This window comes from Thalassotalea sp. PLHSN55, from assembly GCF_052030545.1.
GTDB lineage: Bacteria > Pseudomonadota > Gammaproteobacteria > Enterobacterales > Alteromonadaceae > CANMXU01.
The window spans coordinates 644,431-660,174 of record NZ_JBPDIH010000001.1 but is presented as its reverse complement, the minus strand read 5'-3'; the positions used below and the strand labels follow the sequence as shown (position 1 = coordinate 660,174).

The following is a 15,744-nucleotide window of genomic DNA, read 5'->3' as shown; positions in this document are numbered from 1 at the left end:
ACCAAGTTTCCTTAATAGTCTGACAAAAAGTCAAAATCATCTTCACTTTTTTGCTCAGGCAGATGATTAAAAGAGGATTTTAGCTTGATTGAAAGTTTAGTATTATTTTGTATTTCAATACGTTGAACTTGTTTATTTTCAGCAGCGCTCATTTGCGGATGCCATATATTAAGCAAATAATCTCCGGCGATAACATCACTTATCTCTACCTGCCCTTGCGCATTCGTTTTGGCATAGTACGGCGTATCAACCACCAAGATATAACCACTCATCCAATCATGAATATTACAGCCCATCGCCACTTCCCCGGCATGTTCAAAACTTGGTAGCAGCTTTTGCTCATGGGTTTTTATTTTAAATGCGAACTTATTATCGCTTACCGGTGAATAAATATGGTGGGTAATATCGTCTTCGTTGACAAAATTTGCCTGTCCACCTTTTTGAACAACACTGATGTAAGGCGCAAAGGCTTTATCTCTTTGACTGACTTTAACGATTGCTTGGTTAGCGGGTAATGGTAGAGCAGCACTTAGCGGCTCTAAATAAACAATTAAATCAGCTGCAGCTTTATTATCGATATGCTGTACGTTCAGGGTGACTGAGTAGCTTTGTTTAACTGAATAGTTTTGTTTAGTTGCTTCTTGTGCTGACTCGTTAGCACTCAAATGTCCCCATGGCTGAAATGTCATTATCAACAACAGCGATAATAATAACTTCCAAGATTGTTTTATCATTTATTGTTCTCAAAATTTTAGGTGATAAACAACAAGACCATGACAGCCTCAAACTTATTTCACTAACTGTAGTTAAAATTTAAATATACAATGATAGATAACGCAAATAAAACACTGAATTTTTTCGAAAAAATTAACATTATTGCATTTTGCTACGGTATTAATTTCAAGCGGCGACCTTAACGATGTCGCTTATCGGCTATCAAATTTAGCCATTGTCGGATGTTTTAAAATTCAGCCGCTATAAATGTTGAACGCATTGGTTCATTTAATACGTTAGCTAAAGCAGGTTTAATTGGGCGAGTGATTAAGCTAGCCAAGTGAAAACTGTCACTTTAAAAACAGACGCTCTACATAACAGACGCCTTACAAAAAAGTGTCAGCTTTTTTTACACTTCAATAAGAAGAAACACAAAACGAAATGTAACCTATATACCCTAACGCTTTGTATTATTTTAATAACTAACCTTACCTAGTAGTGCTGTCACCTGTTAATTTCATCGCTATCGGCCAAGGTAATTCCTCGGTTGCAGACTATTTTTTATATCAACATAAAGCGATTAAAAGTAACAACTTCATACCTACTCAGCAAAAACCGAACAAGTGTCCAATTAATTTACAGTTTTAATGTGTACTAATACAAACAAAAGCAATCAGCAATACTTCCCCTTAAATTACAACAACTTACAGACTTGGCAGTGTAATTGCATATTTGTACAATGAAAAAGAGAACCCATTCTATCTAAAGGAATGTTTTACCAAGGAAAATGAAAATGAATTCAAAAATGTTAAAATCAATTATTGCAGGCTTCGCCTTATCTATTGCTAGCTTTGCCCAAGCGGGTGTAATTTACGATGCGGACATAAGTACTGGCGTCTTATTTGGTTCTGGCAATGAAAATGGTTTCTTTGTTGTTAACAAAGCATGGAAAAATAACCAAAATAATATTGAGCTCGGCTTACGTGCTAAAGTACCTTATGAAGGTAGTTTTAATAGTAACGGTGCTGGCACTTATGAAATGAGCACAGGTTTACACCCTAAATTTGGAGCACCTGGTGCTGCTTGGAATTTTGAATTTGCAATTAACCTTAATTACGACGGCTCAAACACCGATCGCGTATTTGACGATTTTTTAATTGAACTAAGTGTCGATTTAGACCCACGTAAAAATAAAAGAGACTGGTTAACGTTTGATCCGGTAACTAAGTTTACAGATAACTATATTGGTGGAGATAACTCAATTGCTCAAAATTCAATGAACATTGGTTGGTTGATGCAAGATTTTGATCCAAATATTGAAGGTACATATGGTTTTAAACTAGAAGTTAAAGACAAACTTACTGAAGAAGTACTGGCGTCAACAAGAATGAAAGTTAAAACAGTGCCAGAGCCTTCAACACTGGCCATATTCGCTTTAGGTATTTTAGGTTTAGCATCACGTAAATTTAAAACAAATAAGTAAGCGATTAACTACTGTCTCGTCATCTAATACAAAAAAGCACCATTTTACTGACAATGGTGCTTTTTTCGTCAATATCACCTTTGTAAATTAACCTATTGTTAATCACCCTAAATTATTTTTAAGTGTTTGCGTTAAGAGAATAAAGCTTTCTATTTGCGCTTTTGGTATATCGGCAATCATTTTATCAAACACTCTTTTTTCTGCGCATTGAAATTGCATCATTACCTTAAGACCCGTTTCTGATAACGTTAAAATTTGGCTGCGTTTATCTTGTTTATTTTCTGATTTTATAATGAATTCCTGACTCACTAACTCTTTAATAAGTCGATTAATTTGCGCTTTGTCTCGCCCCATAAAATCTGCAAGCTTTTGCCCTGTGCAATCATCAATTATTGATATAACTTTTAACGACTTTAAATGCATTGGCGACAAATCGCTTGTTAATTGTTTGAGCTCCTGCTGCATATTGTTGCGCACGGTGTGCACTAAACTAAACAGCGCTTCACTTAATTCCATTTTTTCTCCTAATAACTTTTGAATACCTTAATTTAGTTGACAAAGTCAACCATAAGCAATATAGTTGACATTATCAACCATATTAAAGGAAAGTATTATGCAATATAAACTAAAACCTCTATCGATAATATTAGTCATTATGCTGGCTTTAATTGGTACATTAACCGCAATTATGACATGGGTTAACCTTTTACCCACCCAGAATTTCATTGAAGCATGGACCAATGCGCTTACCTTTGCATTTTTAGTAATGTTACCTTTTGGCGCCGTTAGCTTTTATACCATTAACAAGCTCATTAAACGCTTCTTTTTATCTTGGTCAACAACACAAAAGAACTTATTACAAGGTGTGATGATGGCCATCATTATAGAGTCAGCCATGGCAATCGTGACTGTCGTCAGCAATTTCAACGTTGAACTAAATGCTCATTATTTACAGCTTATCTTCAACAGCTTGTTGTATGCGTTACCTGTTGGTCTTTGCTTTTCAATTGTAATGACACTGGTTGTAAAACCAAAGGTTGAAGCACACTTAACTAGAGCATGTTGACCATTGCGGTACAAATTTCGTTCGAATTAAACGTGATTCTGATTTTTGAAAAAGATAAAGAGGCATAGCGTTCTATATAAATGAGCTATAACACAGAGTAAATCACGTTTAATCGAATCTTAAAGACAGCGTTTATTGCGTATTTCTACTACGTTGCCCCACATGGATGTGGGGTAAGGTGACTTTGCAGGAGCATAAAGTCTTTATCGCCTATTTATGTGGAACAACCACACTGCATAGGCGCTGCCTTGTATAAATACGCAATATACTGCTGAAAAAACATACACCAAAGTTCAACATGCTCTAGTGTATCTGTTTATAAACTGATTAAAAACAAACAAATAGGAGAATTTAATTATGGGTCCTACAATGCGTATGACACAAGTTTTGTCAGTCCGTGATTTGTCGCCACACATGAGACGTATAACCTTAACGGGTGAAGCACTAAGCGACTTTCCTGAAAACAAAGAAAGTGCACATGTCAAAGCTATATTTCCTAACCCTAAGCTTGGCAACAATAAACCTAAATTAGGCCTTTACTTAGGTTTTAAGAAGTTTATGCGCTCTTACACAATTAGAAGCTTTGACAAATTGAACTTAGCCTTAACGATAGATTTTGCTGTGAATGATCATCAAGGGTTAGCAAGTAGTTGGGCACTAAAAGCAAAGCCTGGAGACTATCTCGGCATCGCGGGTCCTGGCGAGGTAAAACATCCAGATTTATCTGCCAACAATCATTTGTTTTTTGGTGATATAACCGCACTTCCAGCTATTGCCGCGACGTTAGAAAAATTACCAACACATGCCACTGGACATGTCTACATTCAAGTACCGGATGAAGGTGATATTCAAACGTTAACTGCGCCAAGTGCAATTCAAATTCATTGGTTAGTGACACACAACAAATTAACAAAAAAATTTGTACAAGCACTGGAGTCTCATGGCACTAACTTAGTTGACACCGCTATTTTTATTGCTGCAGAAGCAAGCATAGTAAGGCAATTAAAACAGCATCTTAATAACAACTGTCACTATAAAAAAACAATGCTTTACGCGAGTGCGTATTGGAAACAACAAAAGCAAATATTAAACGCATGATCAAAAAGATAAGGTTGCAATTAATGCCTAACTGGAAAGAAAATTTACATAAAACGCGATATGTCATGGACGCTATCTTATTGTTTAGCTTTGCAATAGTATCAGCGCCACAAGCCACAGGTTTACCTTTACATGAATGGCTAAGCGTACTTTTTGTTGCGCCATTTTTTATTCACCTTTTATTGCATTGGGATTGGATAAAACAAAGCGCCTTGAAATTTGTCACTAAAATTTCAGCAAGGGAACGATTCACGATTGTATGGGACTATCTGTTGTACCTGACAATGCTATTAGCCTTTATCAGCGGTTTTCTGGTATCGGTAGCACTATTGCCAGCAATAAACATAAATATTGATATTCAAGACTTTTGGTCGAAGCTGCATCACGACTCAGCTACCTTGTTGATGCCAATGCTGGGTATTCACCTTGCATTAAATTGGCATTGGATTGTTAAGTTATCAAAGAAAATATTTACCAAGGAGTCACGCTGATGAAATATTTAAAAGTACATTGGCGACAACGTGTTTTTCTGCTCTCGTTGGTCTCGGTATCAATATCTTTATTAATGATATCGTTAGAGCTTACTGACTGGGCACAACAAATTAATGAACTCGGATTTTCTCATGGTGACAATGAAAATAATGGTAAAAGTATACCAAGTGCAATGAGGTACATATTGCCTTTCGTTAAAGAGTTGGTACTTATTGGTGTGCCGATGGGCCTTGCATTATTATGGCTAAAGATATTGAGAAAATTAAAACACAAATTTAAATAACGATTAAATAATGCCTGAAGTATTAAAAGCCTAGTACTTCGGCTTATTCTCTTGATTTGGTTCGTTTGTCACAATACTTTTATCACTTTCGATTTTACTAAAGCCGCATAACGTCTCAGACTCTTCAAGTAGCAAGGTTGCTTGCTCATTAATTGCATCAATAAATGCTGGTGGATGTTTTTTTGAAACTAAAAGTGCCACTTTGTCTAACCATAATTTTTGATCGAGAAAAACTAGCCCCTCCAGCATTTCAGGCGACTCTACAATTTTTCGATTCCACATGACATTGGAAATAAATGTAAAATCAGCGCGCTTTTTTTTGAGCATTGCAGCTGCTTGATATGAACTCAACGGCGCATAGATAACACTTTTTACGCAAGTGGAATTTTTTGATAACGCATCAACATCTTCATTAATAAATGAGCCTAAGGGTAAGATCACATCAGAGTCTTTCATGACGTCATCGCACCAAGATGTTATGTTGAGCGCTTTGCTTTCTTTGTGAGCAACAATTGAATAATAATGTGAAATGATATCGTTAGTGAAGTTACCAAACTTTTCTCTTTCTTTTGTTCGAGTTAAGCCAAAAGCAAAATCTAATTTGCCATTTTTTAACAACTCTAGCTTTCTTCTTACCGGAATATATTCAAGCCAAGTCACATCGCAACCAACACGTGCCATTAACTCTTGCTGCCAAGCGTCAACACAACTGTCATTTTTAAATAGCGACGCCGTTAACTTAGCCGGACAAGCGTATGAAGATGCAAAGGCGACAAATGCCAAGCACCAAATTGCAAAACTCCAAAGCACAAAGCTAAGTGCAATCTGAAGCCAATACGGTTTTCTAGCGTTAGAATAATTCAAATAGCCACGCCTACGTTAATGCACACCTTAGTTATAAACCTAGTCTAAAATAGTACGTTTTACCTAACTAAGTACTAAAACCTAAGCACTTAAACCTAATCAATAAAACATAAGTAATAAAACGAAAAAGCTAACACAGACTGCGAACCGAACTTTTACCCGAACGACGCATTGCTTGAATTCAACAAAATTGATGAAACGTTATTAGCGCTTAAATAAGAATGCCGCTGGATTATGATTAATGAAATTTTCAATATATTCATTACTATTACCGTTAAACCAAGCACTCGGTGGTAAGACAAACATAAACTTGTGTGAATAATTCCCTTTCATGCATTGATAAAAGGCTTTAACTTGCGCTTTATATTCAGGGTATTGATACATCGTCATAGGAACATCAGTACCAAAGAGTATTTTGTCTTTTAGTTTATACTGGCTGTTAGGAAACTCATCGTCTAATTGTCCTTGTTCATCTAAATATAACAGCCATAAAAAAGATGCTACGGCTTTTTGGTCTTCAAAATCAAATGCCGCCAGATCTGAATAAATATTTTGTTGTGTTTTTAAAAGCTTAATAATGCGATAAGTCCACGACTTAGTATCTCGATCAAATGCCTCAAATAACTTTTTGTTTTTATATTGTGCCCGATCTCCTGCTCGCCATGAACGCCAGTTAACTAAGCGCTTAACGCCCTCTTCGCCACCAAAATGAGCAAAATTCAAAAACAGTTTAGGATTGTCAGCCGCATTCAATAAGTTTTGCCATTTTTTAGGGTTAGCATAGTTTATTAGGGTTTCATCACTAAGATCTAAGTTGCCTGACTCATACGAGTCTTTTTGACAATGTACCGTTACCGGATATTGCTTTTGCGCCAGTGTTTTTATCAATTCAATGTTAATTGCTCTGCGCTGCTCATCTTCTGGCCAAACATCACAGCCTAAACTCGGGTAAATTTTTAAACCAATACAGCCGCCATTATATTGTTGGTATAAATCTTCAAATGGCTGTTCAAAGTCATTAAGCTCAATCACATTTAAACCGCTGCTGTTTAATGCAATTAATTGCTCGAGTGTGTGCTCGATATTATCAGCATTGTCAAATCGACGTAAATCTAAACCAAGAAACGGCAAAACTAGCCATTTATTATTGATAAGCTTTTCTTTTATCAATAAAGAATTGGCTTCTTGTGTTAAGTTTTTTACTTGGTCTTTTAATAGTTTTTGACCAACATAATTAGGGTTGTAGTCAACCACAGAGTATTCGAAATCCATCACAAGTGGCGTAAATAATTTAATGCGATTGTCATAGTCACTAATAAAATAAATGCCTTCACTAGAAGTGACCGCTTTATTAATGCTAAACGCGGCATCGGTATCAAAAAACTCGATAAACCCTTTAATGCGTTCAATACGCCCCTCCACCGCTCCCGTATTTTCTAAAAGGGGTAATAAAGGAATAAGCGGAGCAGCAACAGATAAGCCTGCTGCCGCAGTTAATTTACTGCCAGTGCTACCAAAGGTTTTATTTAAGAGTCTGTCAATGGTTTGTTGCAGTGGAATGTGCCCAGCAGAAAAGAAATGGACATGCGCATCAATATAGAATTTAGTTGTCATCGGTCTTCCTTGTACTCATTTAGTCATGTTTATACCGCATAGGTCTTATTAAGATAGCAGCTAATGAACAAATTACAGGGGAAAAGTTGGAGACCAATATTGGTTTGAAGGTTAATAAAAATGAAGCACCATAGAAAATACATGGTGCTTTAAGACAGGTAAAAATAAACACGAAAGATCAACAGACCCTAACGTTTATTGTGTTTATTTTCTAGTTGATAAAATGTCGCTTGCACATAATCGGTGTTATCGCCGGTATTATTTTGGTTATAAACACCCGCTTTAAAGTACATGTATTGATTACTTTTATCGTAACCGCTGTTAGTCATGTCAACCTCTTGCACAACATCTTCTTTGCCAGCGCGCATAATAGTCACCCGCAATAAATGCCCTTCAACATGAATGCGATAGCTAAACACCTCATCAAGTTTTATTCCATCTTCAGGATTTTTTGCATTGCTGGCACGCGAACCTATTAAATCGTACCACTGTTCGTCGCCAGTTAACGGTTCATGTGCCATGTATATAGCACCATGCGTATTATTTGGCAGTTTGCGATAGTAAAGTCTTACAGGCTCATCGTTGGTGGCATGAATTTGCCCAACGATCACCCGACCAATTTGTTTGGCATCACCCGTTGTGGTGACATGGTTTACTGCAAGTGTCGCGTCGAGTGTGCCATCGACACCGCCTGCTTTTTTCTTTATTTTTCTTTTGGCACTGCTAAACACCCAGTTATTTTGAGTAATGCCTTTGGTTTTAATTCGAGCATTGCCTTTGCGCAGCATTTCACGCAACTCAGTACGCGTGTATTTGGTATTTTTAGATGTTTTAGGGCCATCAATTGGCGCAAGAAATACCATACCGCCATCATCAGCCGTATAAAATAGCGGCTTAATCGTTAAGCCACTGGCCAAATAATTTTCAGGCACGTTGTCTGCAACCCCATCTTTGTTTGAGTCAATCGGCAAACTAATGCTCCAATCAGTCAAATCAAAGTTACTCGCAGGGTTAGCATTAGCATCTAGCGTTACTTTTTCTTTGTGACTATTGATGATGTCTTGTGCGAACACTAGGCTGTGACTAAAAGCAACCACCATACAAGCCAAACTTACTGTGTGTTTAAAAAGAGGTTTCATTATTGTTACCTACTGCTTATTTTACGGATAATCTATTCAATAATAGCGAAATAAAAAATAGCGCTACAAGTAGCGCTATCATCATTATTGCAATGCGATATAGTTAACAATCTAACTACATCGCCTCACTTTATTAGCACTTTTCAGCACTGTTCAGTTCAGTACAGTTCAGTACATTGCAGCACAACAGTCAGATGTATTATCTAATGACTTGGGCAACAACAGCTTCTGCAGTACTTGAGTTATATGGCGATGACGCGTTATCTGTATCAAGTGAATCACCAACACTGTAACCTTCAAAGTCATCAGCAAACGCTTCAGTTGTACCCGCAATATCTGAATACAAGACAAAGTCATCAACTTTATAAGCACCTGTTACAATCGAGCTAGTATCGCTTAGTTTAAATACTACGGTTTCTACGCCGTCCATTACCGTTGAAAAATCGGCTGATACTGAATCAAATGCATCACTTGTTACCGCGCTACCATTAATGGTTAAAGTCACTTTTGGCGCAACTGTTGCGCTAGCGCTAGTCGCATCCCACGTCATAACTACATCAATCCAATCACCTGGTGTGAACGTTGACGAAACCACAGTATCGCTATTACGAATGGTGTAAGAACCGTTACCGATACGTAAATCAACCAAAGCATTGTTAGTTGAAGTAGAGCTACCATATAAAGCAATATAGGCTTCTTTTTCGCTACCGCCGGCAGTTACAACCGCATCTTTTGCAAAAGAAACAGTCATTTTGCCCGCTTCTATCGTTGAGCTGTGCTTGTAACGTAATTCACCTGCGTCGTCCCCCATATTGTCGGTAATAGAGGCAACTTGGTTTTCTGTTGGCATCGCAACCGCTTGACCTTCAGTTTCAATAACAATCGCTTCGGCAGTGCTTGAGTTATAAGGTGAAGCATCGTTATCTGTATCTAGCGAATCATCGACGCTATAGTCTTCAAAGTCATCAGCAAACGCTTCAGTGGTACCGGCAACATCTGAGTAAAGCACAAAATCGTCAACAACATAAGCGCCCGTTACCACAGAACTCGTATCACTTAACTTAAAGACAACCGTTTCAACACCGTCCATTACCGTTGAAAAGTCTGCCGATACTGAATCAAATGCATCGCTAGTTACCGCACTGCCATTAATGGTTAAGGTCACTTTAGGCGCAACAGTTGCACTGGCGCTTGTCGCATCCCAGGTCATTTCAACATTTACCCAATCACCTGGCGTGAACGTTGAAGAAACCACAATGTCGCTATTACGTATGGTGTAGGTGCCGTTACCAATGCGTAAATCTACCAACGCATTGTTAGTTGAAGTAGAGCTACCATATAAAGCGATATAGGCTTCTTTTGCGCTGCCGCCAGCAGTCACGACTGCGTCTTTAGCAAACGAAACTGTCATTTTACCTGCTTCAATCGTTGAGCTGTGCTTATAGCGTAACTCACCCGCATCGTCAGCCATGTTATCGGTAATTTGCGCTGCTTGTGTTAAAGGTGGCGCAGCAACGGCGCGGCCTTCAGTTTCAGCAACAACCGCTTCGGCAGTACTTGAATTATAAGGAGATGAGGCATTATCGGTATCAAGTGAATCATCTACGCTGTAACCTTCAAAGTCATCAGCAAAGGCTTCAGTAGTGCCGGCAAGATCTGAATAAAGCACAAAGTCATCAACAATATAAGCGCCCGTTACAATCGAGCTCGTATCACTTAATTTAAAGACAACCGTTTCAACACCGTCCATAACGCTAGAAAAGTCAGCAGATTCGGAGTCGAAGGCGTCACTAGTGACTGCGGTACCATTAATGGTTAAGGTTACTTTAGGCGCAACCGTTGCACTGGCACTTGTTGCATCCCATGTCATTTCAACATCAACCCAATCACCTGGGGTGAAAGTTGACGACACCACGATATCGCTATTGCGAATAGTATAGGTTCCGTTGCCAATGCGTAAATCAACCAATGCATTATTGGTTGAAGTAGAGCTACCGTATAGAGCGATGTAGGCTTCTTTTGCGCTGCCACCTGCAGTAACAACAGTATCTTTAGCAAATGAAACTGTCATTTTACCCGCTTCAATACTGCCACTGTGCTTATAACGTAACTCACCGGCGTCATCTGACATGTTATCGGTAATTTGCGCGACTTGTGTTAAAGGAATTGACGGGAAGTCTGGTTCTTCGATTACCGCATCGGTTTGTGCAGAAACAACCGCTTCTTCAAAACCGTCGTTATCGATATAAGTTGCTGATACACTAATTTGAGAACCTAAGTCTGCACTAGTTAAGGTGTAGCTTGCTGCGTCAGCGTCGGCGATTTCAGAGCCATCAGCCATCCAAGCATAATCAACTGCGTTGTCACCCGTGCCATTTGGATCAGAAAGAATGGCAGTTAATACATCACCGACATAGGCATCACCTAATATTTCAAGACTACCTTCAGTGTTTACCGGTACAGGCCTAATAGCTTCTGTTGCAAATGATTTAGCAATTTCGTTATAGCCATCGCTATCAACATAAGAAACCGATACGGTAATTGTACTGGTGTTGTCAGCCTCAACAATCACATAAGATTCAGATGTTGCGCCTGCAATGACTTCGTCATTGAGCATCCAAGTATAGGAAACACCGGCACTGTCATAGCCGTTATTATCAGTAATATTAGCTGACAATGTAGAACCAATATAGGCATCTCCAGCAATAGCAACACTACCTAATGAGTTACCCATGCTCTCGGTTACATTGTCATCTTGACAGGCTCCCAGCGCTAATAAAGCTGGCAGTGTCATTAACAATTTGCTTTTCATTATAATTCTTCCCCTACTCTTTTTTAGTTATTTTAATACCAATTACTAGTACCAATTTCGAGTACCAACATGCATCAACAAAGTAAAATCAATTTAAAAAATACTTAAGTTATGCACCATAGTGAAACCATACTCGCAATACATTACCAATCTGTCAACCAATAATTCACTAAAAAACAAACAAAGCGCCATCATTGGTATAACCAAAATCTTCGTACTTATAACGTTATTATTGCCAAATAAGCGCTGTATCAATTGCTATAGCCTTGGTGGCTATTGTCAATGCGGTAAAAAGTGGCTTGTACATAGTCTTTTGGATCTCCGGTATTATTTTGGTTATAGACACCAGCTTTAAAGTACATATATTGACCACCTTGATCGTAGCCGCTGTCGTTCATATCAATAACGGTGGCAATATCCTCTTGCCCTTCGCGGCGTAATGTAAAGGTTAATGAATTACCAACAACCGAAATTGTGTAGCCAAATCGTTCATTGAGTTCAATACCGTTTTCTGGGTTAGCTGCACTTTGAGAGCGTGTGCCGATAAGCTCGTAATAGATATCGTCGCCATCTAATATTTCATGCGCGAGATAAATAGCGCCTTTATCGTTTTGAGGAAGTTTTCGATAATAAACACGAATCGGCTCGTCGTCGTTCGCATGAATTTGGCCAATAATAACGCGGCCAACTTGCGCCGATGTTCCAGTTTCAGTCACATAATTCACAGCGAGTTCGGCAACAAGTTCACCATCAACACCACCAGCAGCCTCTTGCTCGTCGGTACTTGCACTAGAAAATACCCAGTTGTTTTTGTTGATGCCTTGCACCCGAATACTGGTATCGCCGCTGCGCAACATTTCACGCAATTCAGTACGGGTATAACTGGTATTCGTTGATGTTTTCGCTCCTTCTATCGGTGACCTAAAGACTAGCCCACCTTCAGTGTCGATAAAGAAAAATTCAGCATGAAAGTAATTATCCGTTAATACCGATTCATAAATACTTTGTGATTTAGTATTCGTCGCTTCATCTACAGGGATACTCAGATACCAGTCGTTCAGCGCGATATCAGACTGATGCTCAGTGAAACAGCCAAAAGCTTCTGCTTCAACGATATGATTGCCATTATTAAGCACATTGCCACGCGCAGTAATTTTAACGTAATTAGCGGTAGTCTGCGTTAACTCAACGTACTCACTTCGAGTTGAACTAGCGTCGCTATTTTGAGAGGTTAATACAGGTTGCCATGTGATGTTGTCTTGCGAAGTTTCAACGTCATAACTGTAGCTAATTTGCTCTTCATTTAACCAAGTGATCGCGATCCCTTTTACTAATGACGTCTCAGCTAACGTTAAGATAATAGCTTGTTCATTTTGCCTAGTTGACCAACGAGATTGCGATACAAATTGACCATCAATGACCTTGCTAGCGTCGTAATTTGTCATTTCATCATCAGCCAGCGCTTCAACAAACGTTAATCGAGCGGTGCTCTGACAGGCGATTTCTTGAATTTCAGTCGGTGTTTCAGTATCGCCAGGTGGCGGAATATCTGGCGTAGTAACATCACTTACTGGTTCATTTGGCGTTTGAGTTTCTGACTCGCTTGAAGAACCACAACCAGAAACAGACAATAAGAACAAGAAAGGTAAAAACAAATTAAAACGCATAATATAAACATAACCCATCAAATTAAAAACAACCAATATACACGCAAAAACAAACCAATCAACACAAATTGGTAATAACAACAGGTAATGAGCATTATAAATAAACGACAAGTTATGGAAAAATAAAATGTGAATAAATGAGTTAAGTCACTGAACAAATGGCAATTTAGCTTTTATCTTTAATAAAAATTGATATAGATCTGCGTTCAAACACAAATAATTTTGTTTATTTTTACTATCTTCTAAACTTATAAAATAAATATCGATAACATTGATTAAATCCCTATATGTAATAGTGAGCCAATTATGAATCCATCCCCTTCATTTTCCGTTAGTGAAGTCAGTATTAAAGATCAAAGTAAGCAAGAAGAGTTTGGTGACAATTACAACGGCATCGAACATCGAAAATCGCAGAAAAAATTGAGCAATAGCGACTATTTAACCTTGCTCAACCCTTTGCACATTGAATTAGTTAAATTTCAAACTTGGGTTAAAAAGCACCATAAAAAAGTTGTCATTATTTTTGAAGGGCGTGACGCTGCCGGTAAAGGGGGTACGATTAAGCGTATTATTGAGCATATCAATCCTAGAGGTTGCCGCGTTGTTGCCTTAGAAAAACCGACCGAAACCGAATTAAGCCAATGGTATTTTCAGCGTTACGTTACACACTTGCCAAGTGGCGGAGAAATCGTACTTTTTGATCGAAGTTGGTATAACCGAGCAGGCGTTGAACGGGTAATGAAATTTAGTAATAAAGACCAAGTTATGGAGTTTTTGCGCACAGTACCAAGCTTTGAAGACATGCTAAGACGCTCAGGCATTCATATTATTAAATTTTGGTTTTCGGTTAGCAAAGAAGAGCAAGCACGACGCTTTAAAAAGCGTGAAACCGATCCGTTAAAACAGTGGAAACTAAGCCCGGTTGACAAAGAGTCGCAAAATTTATGGGAGCAATATTCGCAAGCCAAAGAAGATATGTTTTATTACACCAGTAGCCCAGAAGGCCCTTGGACAGTAGTTAAATCTGATGATAAAAAACAAGCCCGGATTAATGCCATTAGTTACCTGTTAAGCCAATTTGACTATGACAATAAAGATGAAAGTGTGATTAAAGTCGACAGACGCATTATCAAGCGTGTCGTAGATGAATTAAATAATTAACTGACTCACTAACACACGATCAATTTAAACAGAATTTGTGACAGGTTCAGAGCGTTTAAAGTTAATCAACACCTGATAACTTTGCGCGCTATGTTTAATAGTGTATTGCCAGCCAAATTGCAGCACTAGTTTTTCGACCAGTTGCATACCTAAGCCAAAGCCTAATTCCTGCGCAGTCGTTTTTTGTGAAACTTGCGAAGCATCATCCATTTCAACATTAGTGATAACAACTTCACTGCCACATTGAACTATATCAACTTGGCCATGTTGAGTGTGTTGAAAAGCATTTCTGATCAGGTTATTTAAGACAATAATCACCGGCGTCGTTTCAATAGTAATTTCGGTATTATCAGTGACCAAGTCAACCGACACTTGTTTACCTGAAAGTAAATACGATAATTCTGCTTGCATGGTTGCGAGCAAATTCCCTAATGAGCATGGCTCAGATATTAACTCAGTTTCCCCTTCTCGGCTTAACCACAACAAGGTTTCAGTCATCGACTTCATGGTTAAACTCGCCCGTTGGATCCGATCTCTTATTTTACGTTCTTTGTCACTTGGCTCTGGGTTCACTTTTTCTAACAGCGCCGTATTACTTCTTAGCACAGCTATTGGTGTGCGCAGTTCATGGCTGGCATAACGTAAAAATTCTTGCTCGCGCTCAACGGAATTTGCGACCGAACTCAAATTACTGTGAATAATGGCAGCAAGTGCATTAAGTTCTTTAAACTGAAAATCGGGCGGGGTATTTTTTAAATCTTCTATCTGTAAATCTTTTGCCCAGCGATGCAAATGTTGAACGGGCATTGTCACCTTTCTAAATGCATAAAGCTGTGCCAATATAAAAATCACGATGCCAGACACGCCAAGTAAGGCAATAAATATCATCGGGTCGTTATACCAGGCTTGCTTGCCATATTTCTCTTCAACTTCTTGGTGGATATTCTCATTAATATGAGTAATAAAGATTAATTGATTGTTGCGTTTCACCGTCAGCAACGAGTAAGATTTTTGCGGCGGAGCAAAATACACCCAGTCAACAAATTTACTTTGAATACGGTTAGAATTTTCTGGAATAGTCGGAAAATATTCTTTAACTTTACTAGGCACTTTTTGCCAATCGGTTGTGACATAAAAGTCTAAAACATGTGCTTCGTCAGTCCCCTCTTTAGGATAACGCTCAGCTATTTCACGCATCGTGCCTGCCATAGAGCGCTCAAAAGAGCCAATAAAAATACGAGCACTTTGAAACGACAAAAAAGACGCAATAATTAGCACCATGCTAGTTAAAATAATAAAAAGATAATTACGTATACTCATTTACTGCGCCTTTTTCTGCTCTACCATTTAG

At 38.4% G+C, this 15,744-nt stretch carries 14 protein-coding genes; 6 read left to right on the top strand and 8 right to left on the bottom strand.

The window, feature by feature from the left end:
- Positions 1 to 11: 11 nt before the first annotated feature.
- The gene (locus ACRRSQ_RS02925; protein ID WP_440874194.1) at positions 12 to 734 is read right to left on the bottom strand and encodes a hypothetical protein; all 723 of its coding nucleotides are present in this window, start codon (positions 732 to 734) and stop codon (positions 12 to 14) included.
- Between the two features lie 773 nt (positions 735 to 1,507).
- Here ACRRSQ_RS02925 and ACRRSQ_RS02920 point away from each other — a divergent pair.
- Positions 1,508 to 2,197 carry a PEP-CTERM sorting domain-containing protein gene (locus ACRRSQ_RS02920; protein ID WP_440874193.1) on the top strand — a complete coding sequence of 230 codons (690 nt, stop codon included), beginning with the start codon at positions 1,508 to 1,510 and terminating at the stop codon, positions 2,195 to 2,197.
- A 102-nt stretch (positions 2,198 to 2,299) separates the two neighbouring features.
- Here the strand turns inward: ACRRSQ_RS02920 and ACRRSQ_RS02915 are convergent, their stop codons facing one another.
- Positions 2,300 to 2,713 (bottom strand): MarR family winged helix-turn-helix transcriptional regulator, encoded by a 414-nt coding sequence (locus ACRRSQ_RS02915; protein ID WP_440874192.1) that lies wholly within the window; start codon positions 2,711 to 2,713, stop codon positions 2,300 to 2,302.
- A gap of 97 nt (positions 2,714 to 2,810) precedes the next feature.
- Here ACRRSQ_RS02915 and ACRRSQ_RS02910 point away from each other — a divergent pair, with 97 nt between their 5' ends.
- The 4 genes from ACRRSQ_RS02910 to ACRRSQ_RS02895 all read left to right on the top strand — a co-directional run bounded on the left by ACRRSQ_RS02910 (position 2,811) and on the right by ACRRSQ_RS02895 (position 5,136).
- Positions 2,811 to 3,263 carry a hypothetical protein gene (locus ACRRSQ_RS02910; RefSeq protein ID WP_440874191.1) on the top strand — a complete coding sequence of 151 codons (453 nt, stop codon included), beginning with the start codon at positions 2,811 to 2,813 and terminating at the stop codon, positions 3,261 to 3,263.
- A 357-nt stretch (positions 3,264 to 3,620) separates the two neighbouring features.
- Positions 3,621 to 4,361, top strand: a complete 741-nt coding sequence (locus ACRRSQ_RS02905) for a siderophore-interacting protein (protein WP_440874190.1) — start codon at positions 3,621 to 3,623, stop codon at positions 4,359 to 4,361.
- A 23-nt stretch (positions 4,362 to 4,384) separates the two neighbouring features.
- The gene (locus ACRRSQ_RS02900) at positions 4,385 to 4,852 is read left to right on the top strand and encodes a DUF4405 domain-containing protein (protein ID WP_440874189.1); all 468 of its coding nucleotides are present in this window, start codon (positions 4,385 to 4,387) and stop codon (positions 4,850 to 4,852) included.
- Entirely contained in the window at positions 4,852 to 5,136 is a 285-nt protein-coding gene (locus tag ACRRSQ_RS02895) for a hypothetical protein (RefSeq protein ID WP_440874188.1), read from the top strand. The genes ACRRSQ_RS02900 and ACRRSQ_RS02895 overlap by 1 nt, the downstream gene beginning before the upstream one ends.
- 30 nt (positions 5,137 to 5,166) lie before the next feature.
- On the opposite strand, the gene ACRRSQ_RS02890 is transcribed toward ACRRSQ_RS02895, so the two are convergent.
- From ACRRSQ_RS02890 to ACRRSQ_RS02870, 5 genes are all read right to left on the bottom strand, one after another.
- The gene (locus tag ACRRSQ_RS02890) at positions 5,167 to 6,000 is read right to left on the bottom strand and encodes a substrate-binding periplasmic protein (protein ID WP_440874187.1); all 834 of its coding nucleotides are present in this window, start codon (positions 5,998 to 6,000) and stop codon (positions 5,167 to 5,169) included.
- A 204-nt stretch (positions 6,001 to 6,204) separates the two neighbouring features.
- Positions 6,205 to 7,614, bottom strand: coding sequence for a hypothetical protein (locus ACRRSQ_RS02885; RefSeq protein WP_440874186.1), 1,410 nt, complete (start codon positions 7,612 to 7,614; stop codon positions 6,205 to 6,207).
- A 188-nt stretch (positions 7,615 to 7,802) separates the two neighbouring features.
- A complete protein-coding gene (locus ACRRSQ_RS02880; protein WP_440874185.1) occupies positions 7,803 to 8,753 on the bottom strand; it encodes a polysaccharide lyase family 7 protein in 951 nt (316 codons plus the stop codon).
- Between the two features lie 199 nt (positions 8,754 to 8,952).
- A complete protein-coding gene (locus ACRRSQ_RS02875) occupies positions 8,953 to 11,565 on the bottom strand; it encodes a hypothetical protein (RefSeq protein ID WP_440874184.1) in 2,613 nt (870 codons plus the stop codon).
- 251 nt (positions 11,566 to 11,816) lie between these two features.
- Entirely contained in the window at positions 11,817 to 13,232 is a 1,416-nt protein-coding gene (locus ACRRSQ_RS02870) for a polysaccharide lyase family 7 protein (protein ID WP_440874183.1), read from the bottom strand.
- Positions 13,233 to 13,538: 306 nt separating this feature from the next.
- Between ACRRSQ_RS02870 and ppk2 the strand changes: the two genes are divergently transcribed.
- A complete protein-coding gene (gene ppk2, locus ACRRSQ_RS02865; protein WP_440874182.1) occupies positions 13,539 to 14,393 on the top strand; it encodes a polyphosphate kinase 2 in 855 nt (284 codons plus the stop codon).
- Between the two features lie 24 nt (positions 14,394 to 14,417).
- Here the strand turns inward: ppk2 and ACRRSQ_RS02860 are convergent, their stop codons facing one another.
- Positions 14,418 to 15,713 (bottom strand): sensor histidine kinase, encoded by a 1,296-nt coding sequence (locus tag ACRRSQ_RS02860; protein ID WP_440874181.1) that lies wholly within the window; start codon positions 15,711 to 15,713, stop codon positions 14,418 to 14,420.
- Positions 15,714 to 15,744 lie beyond the last annotated feature (31 nt).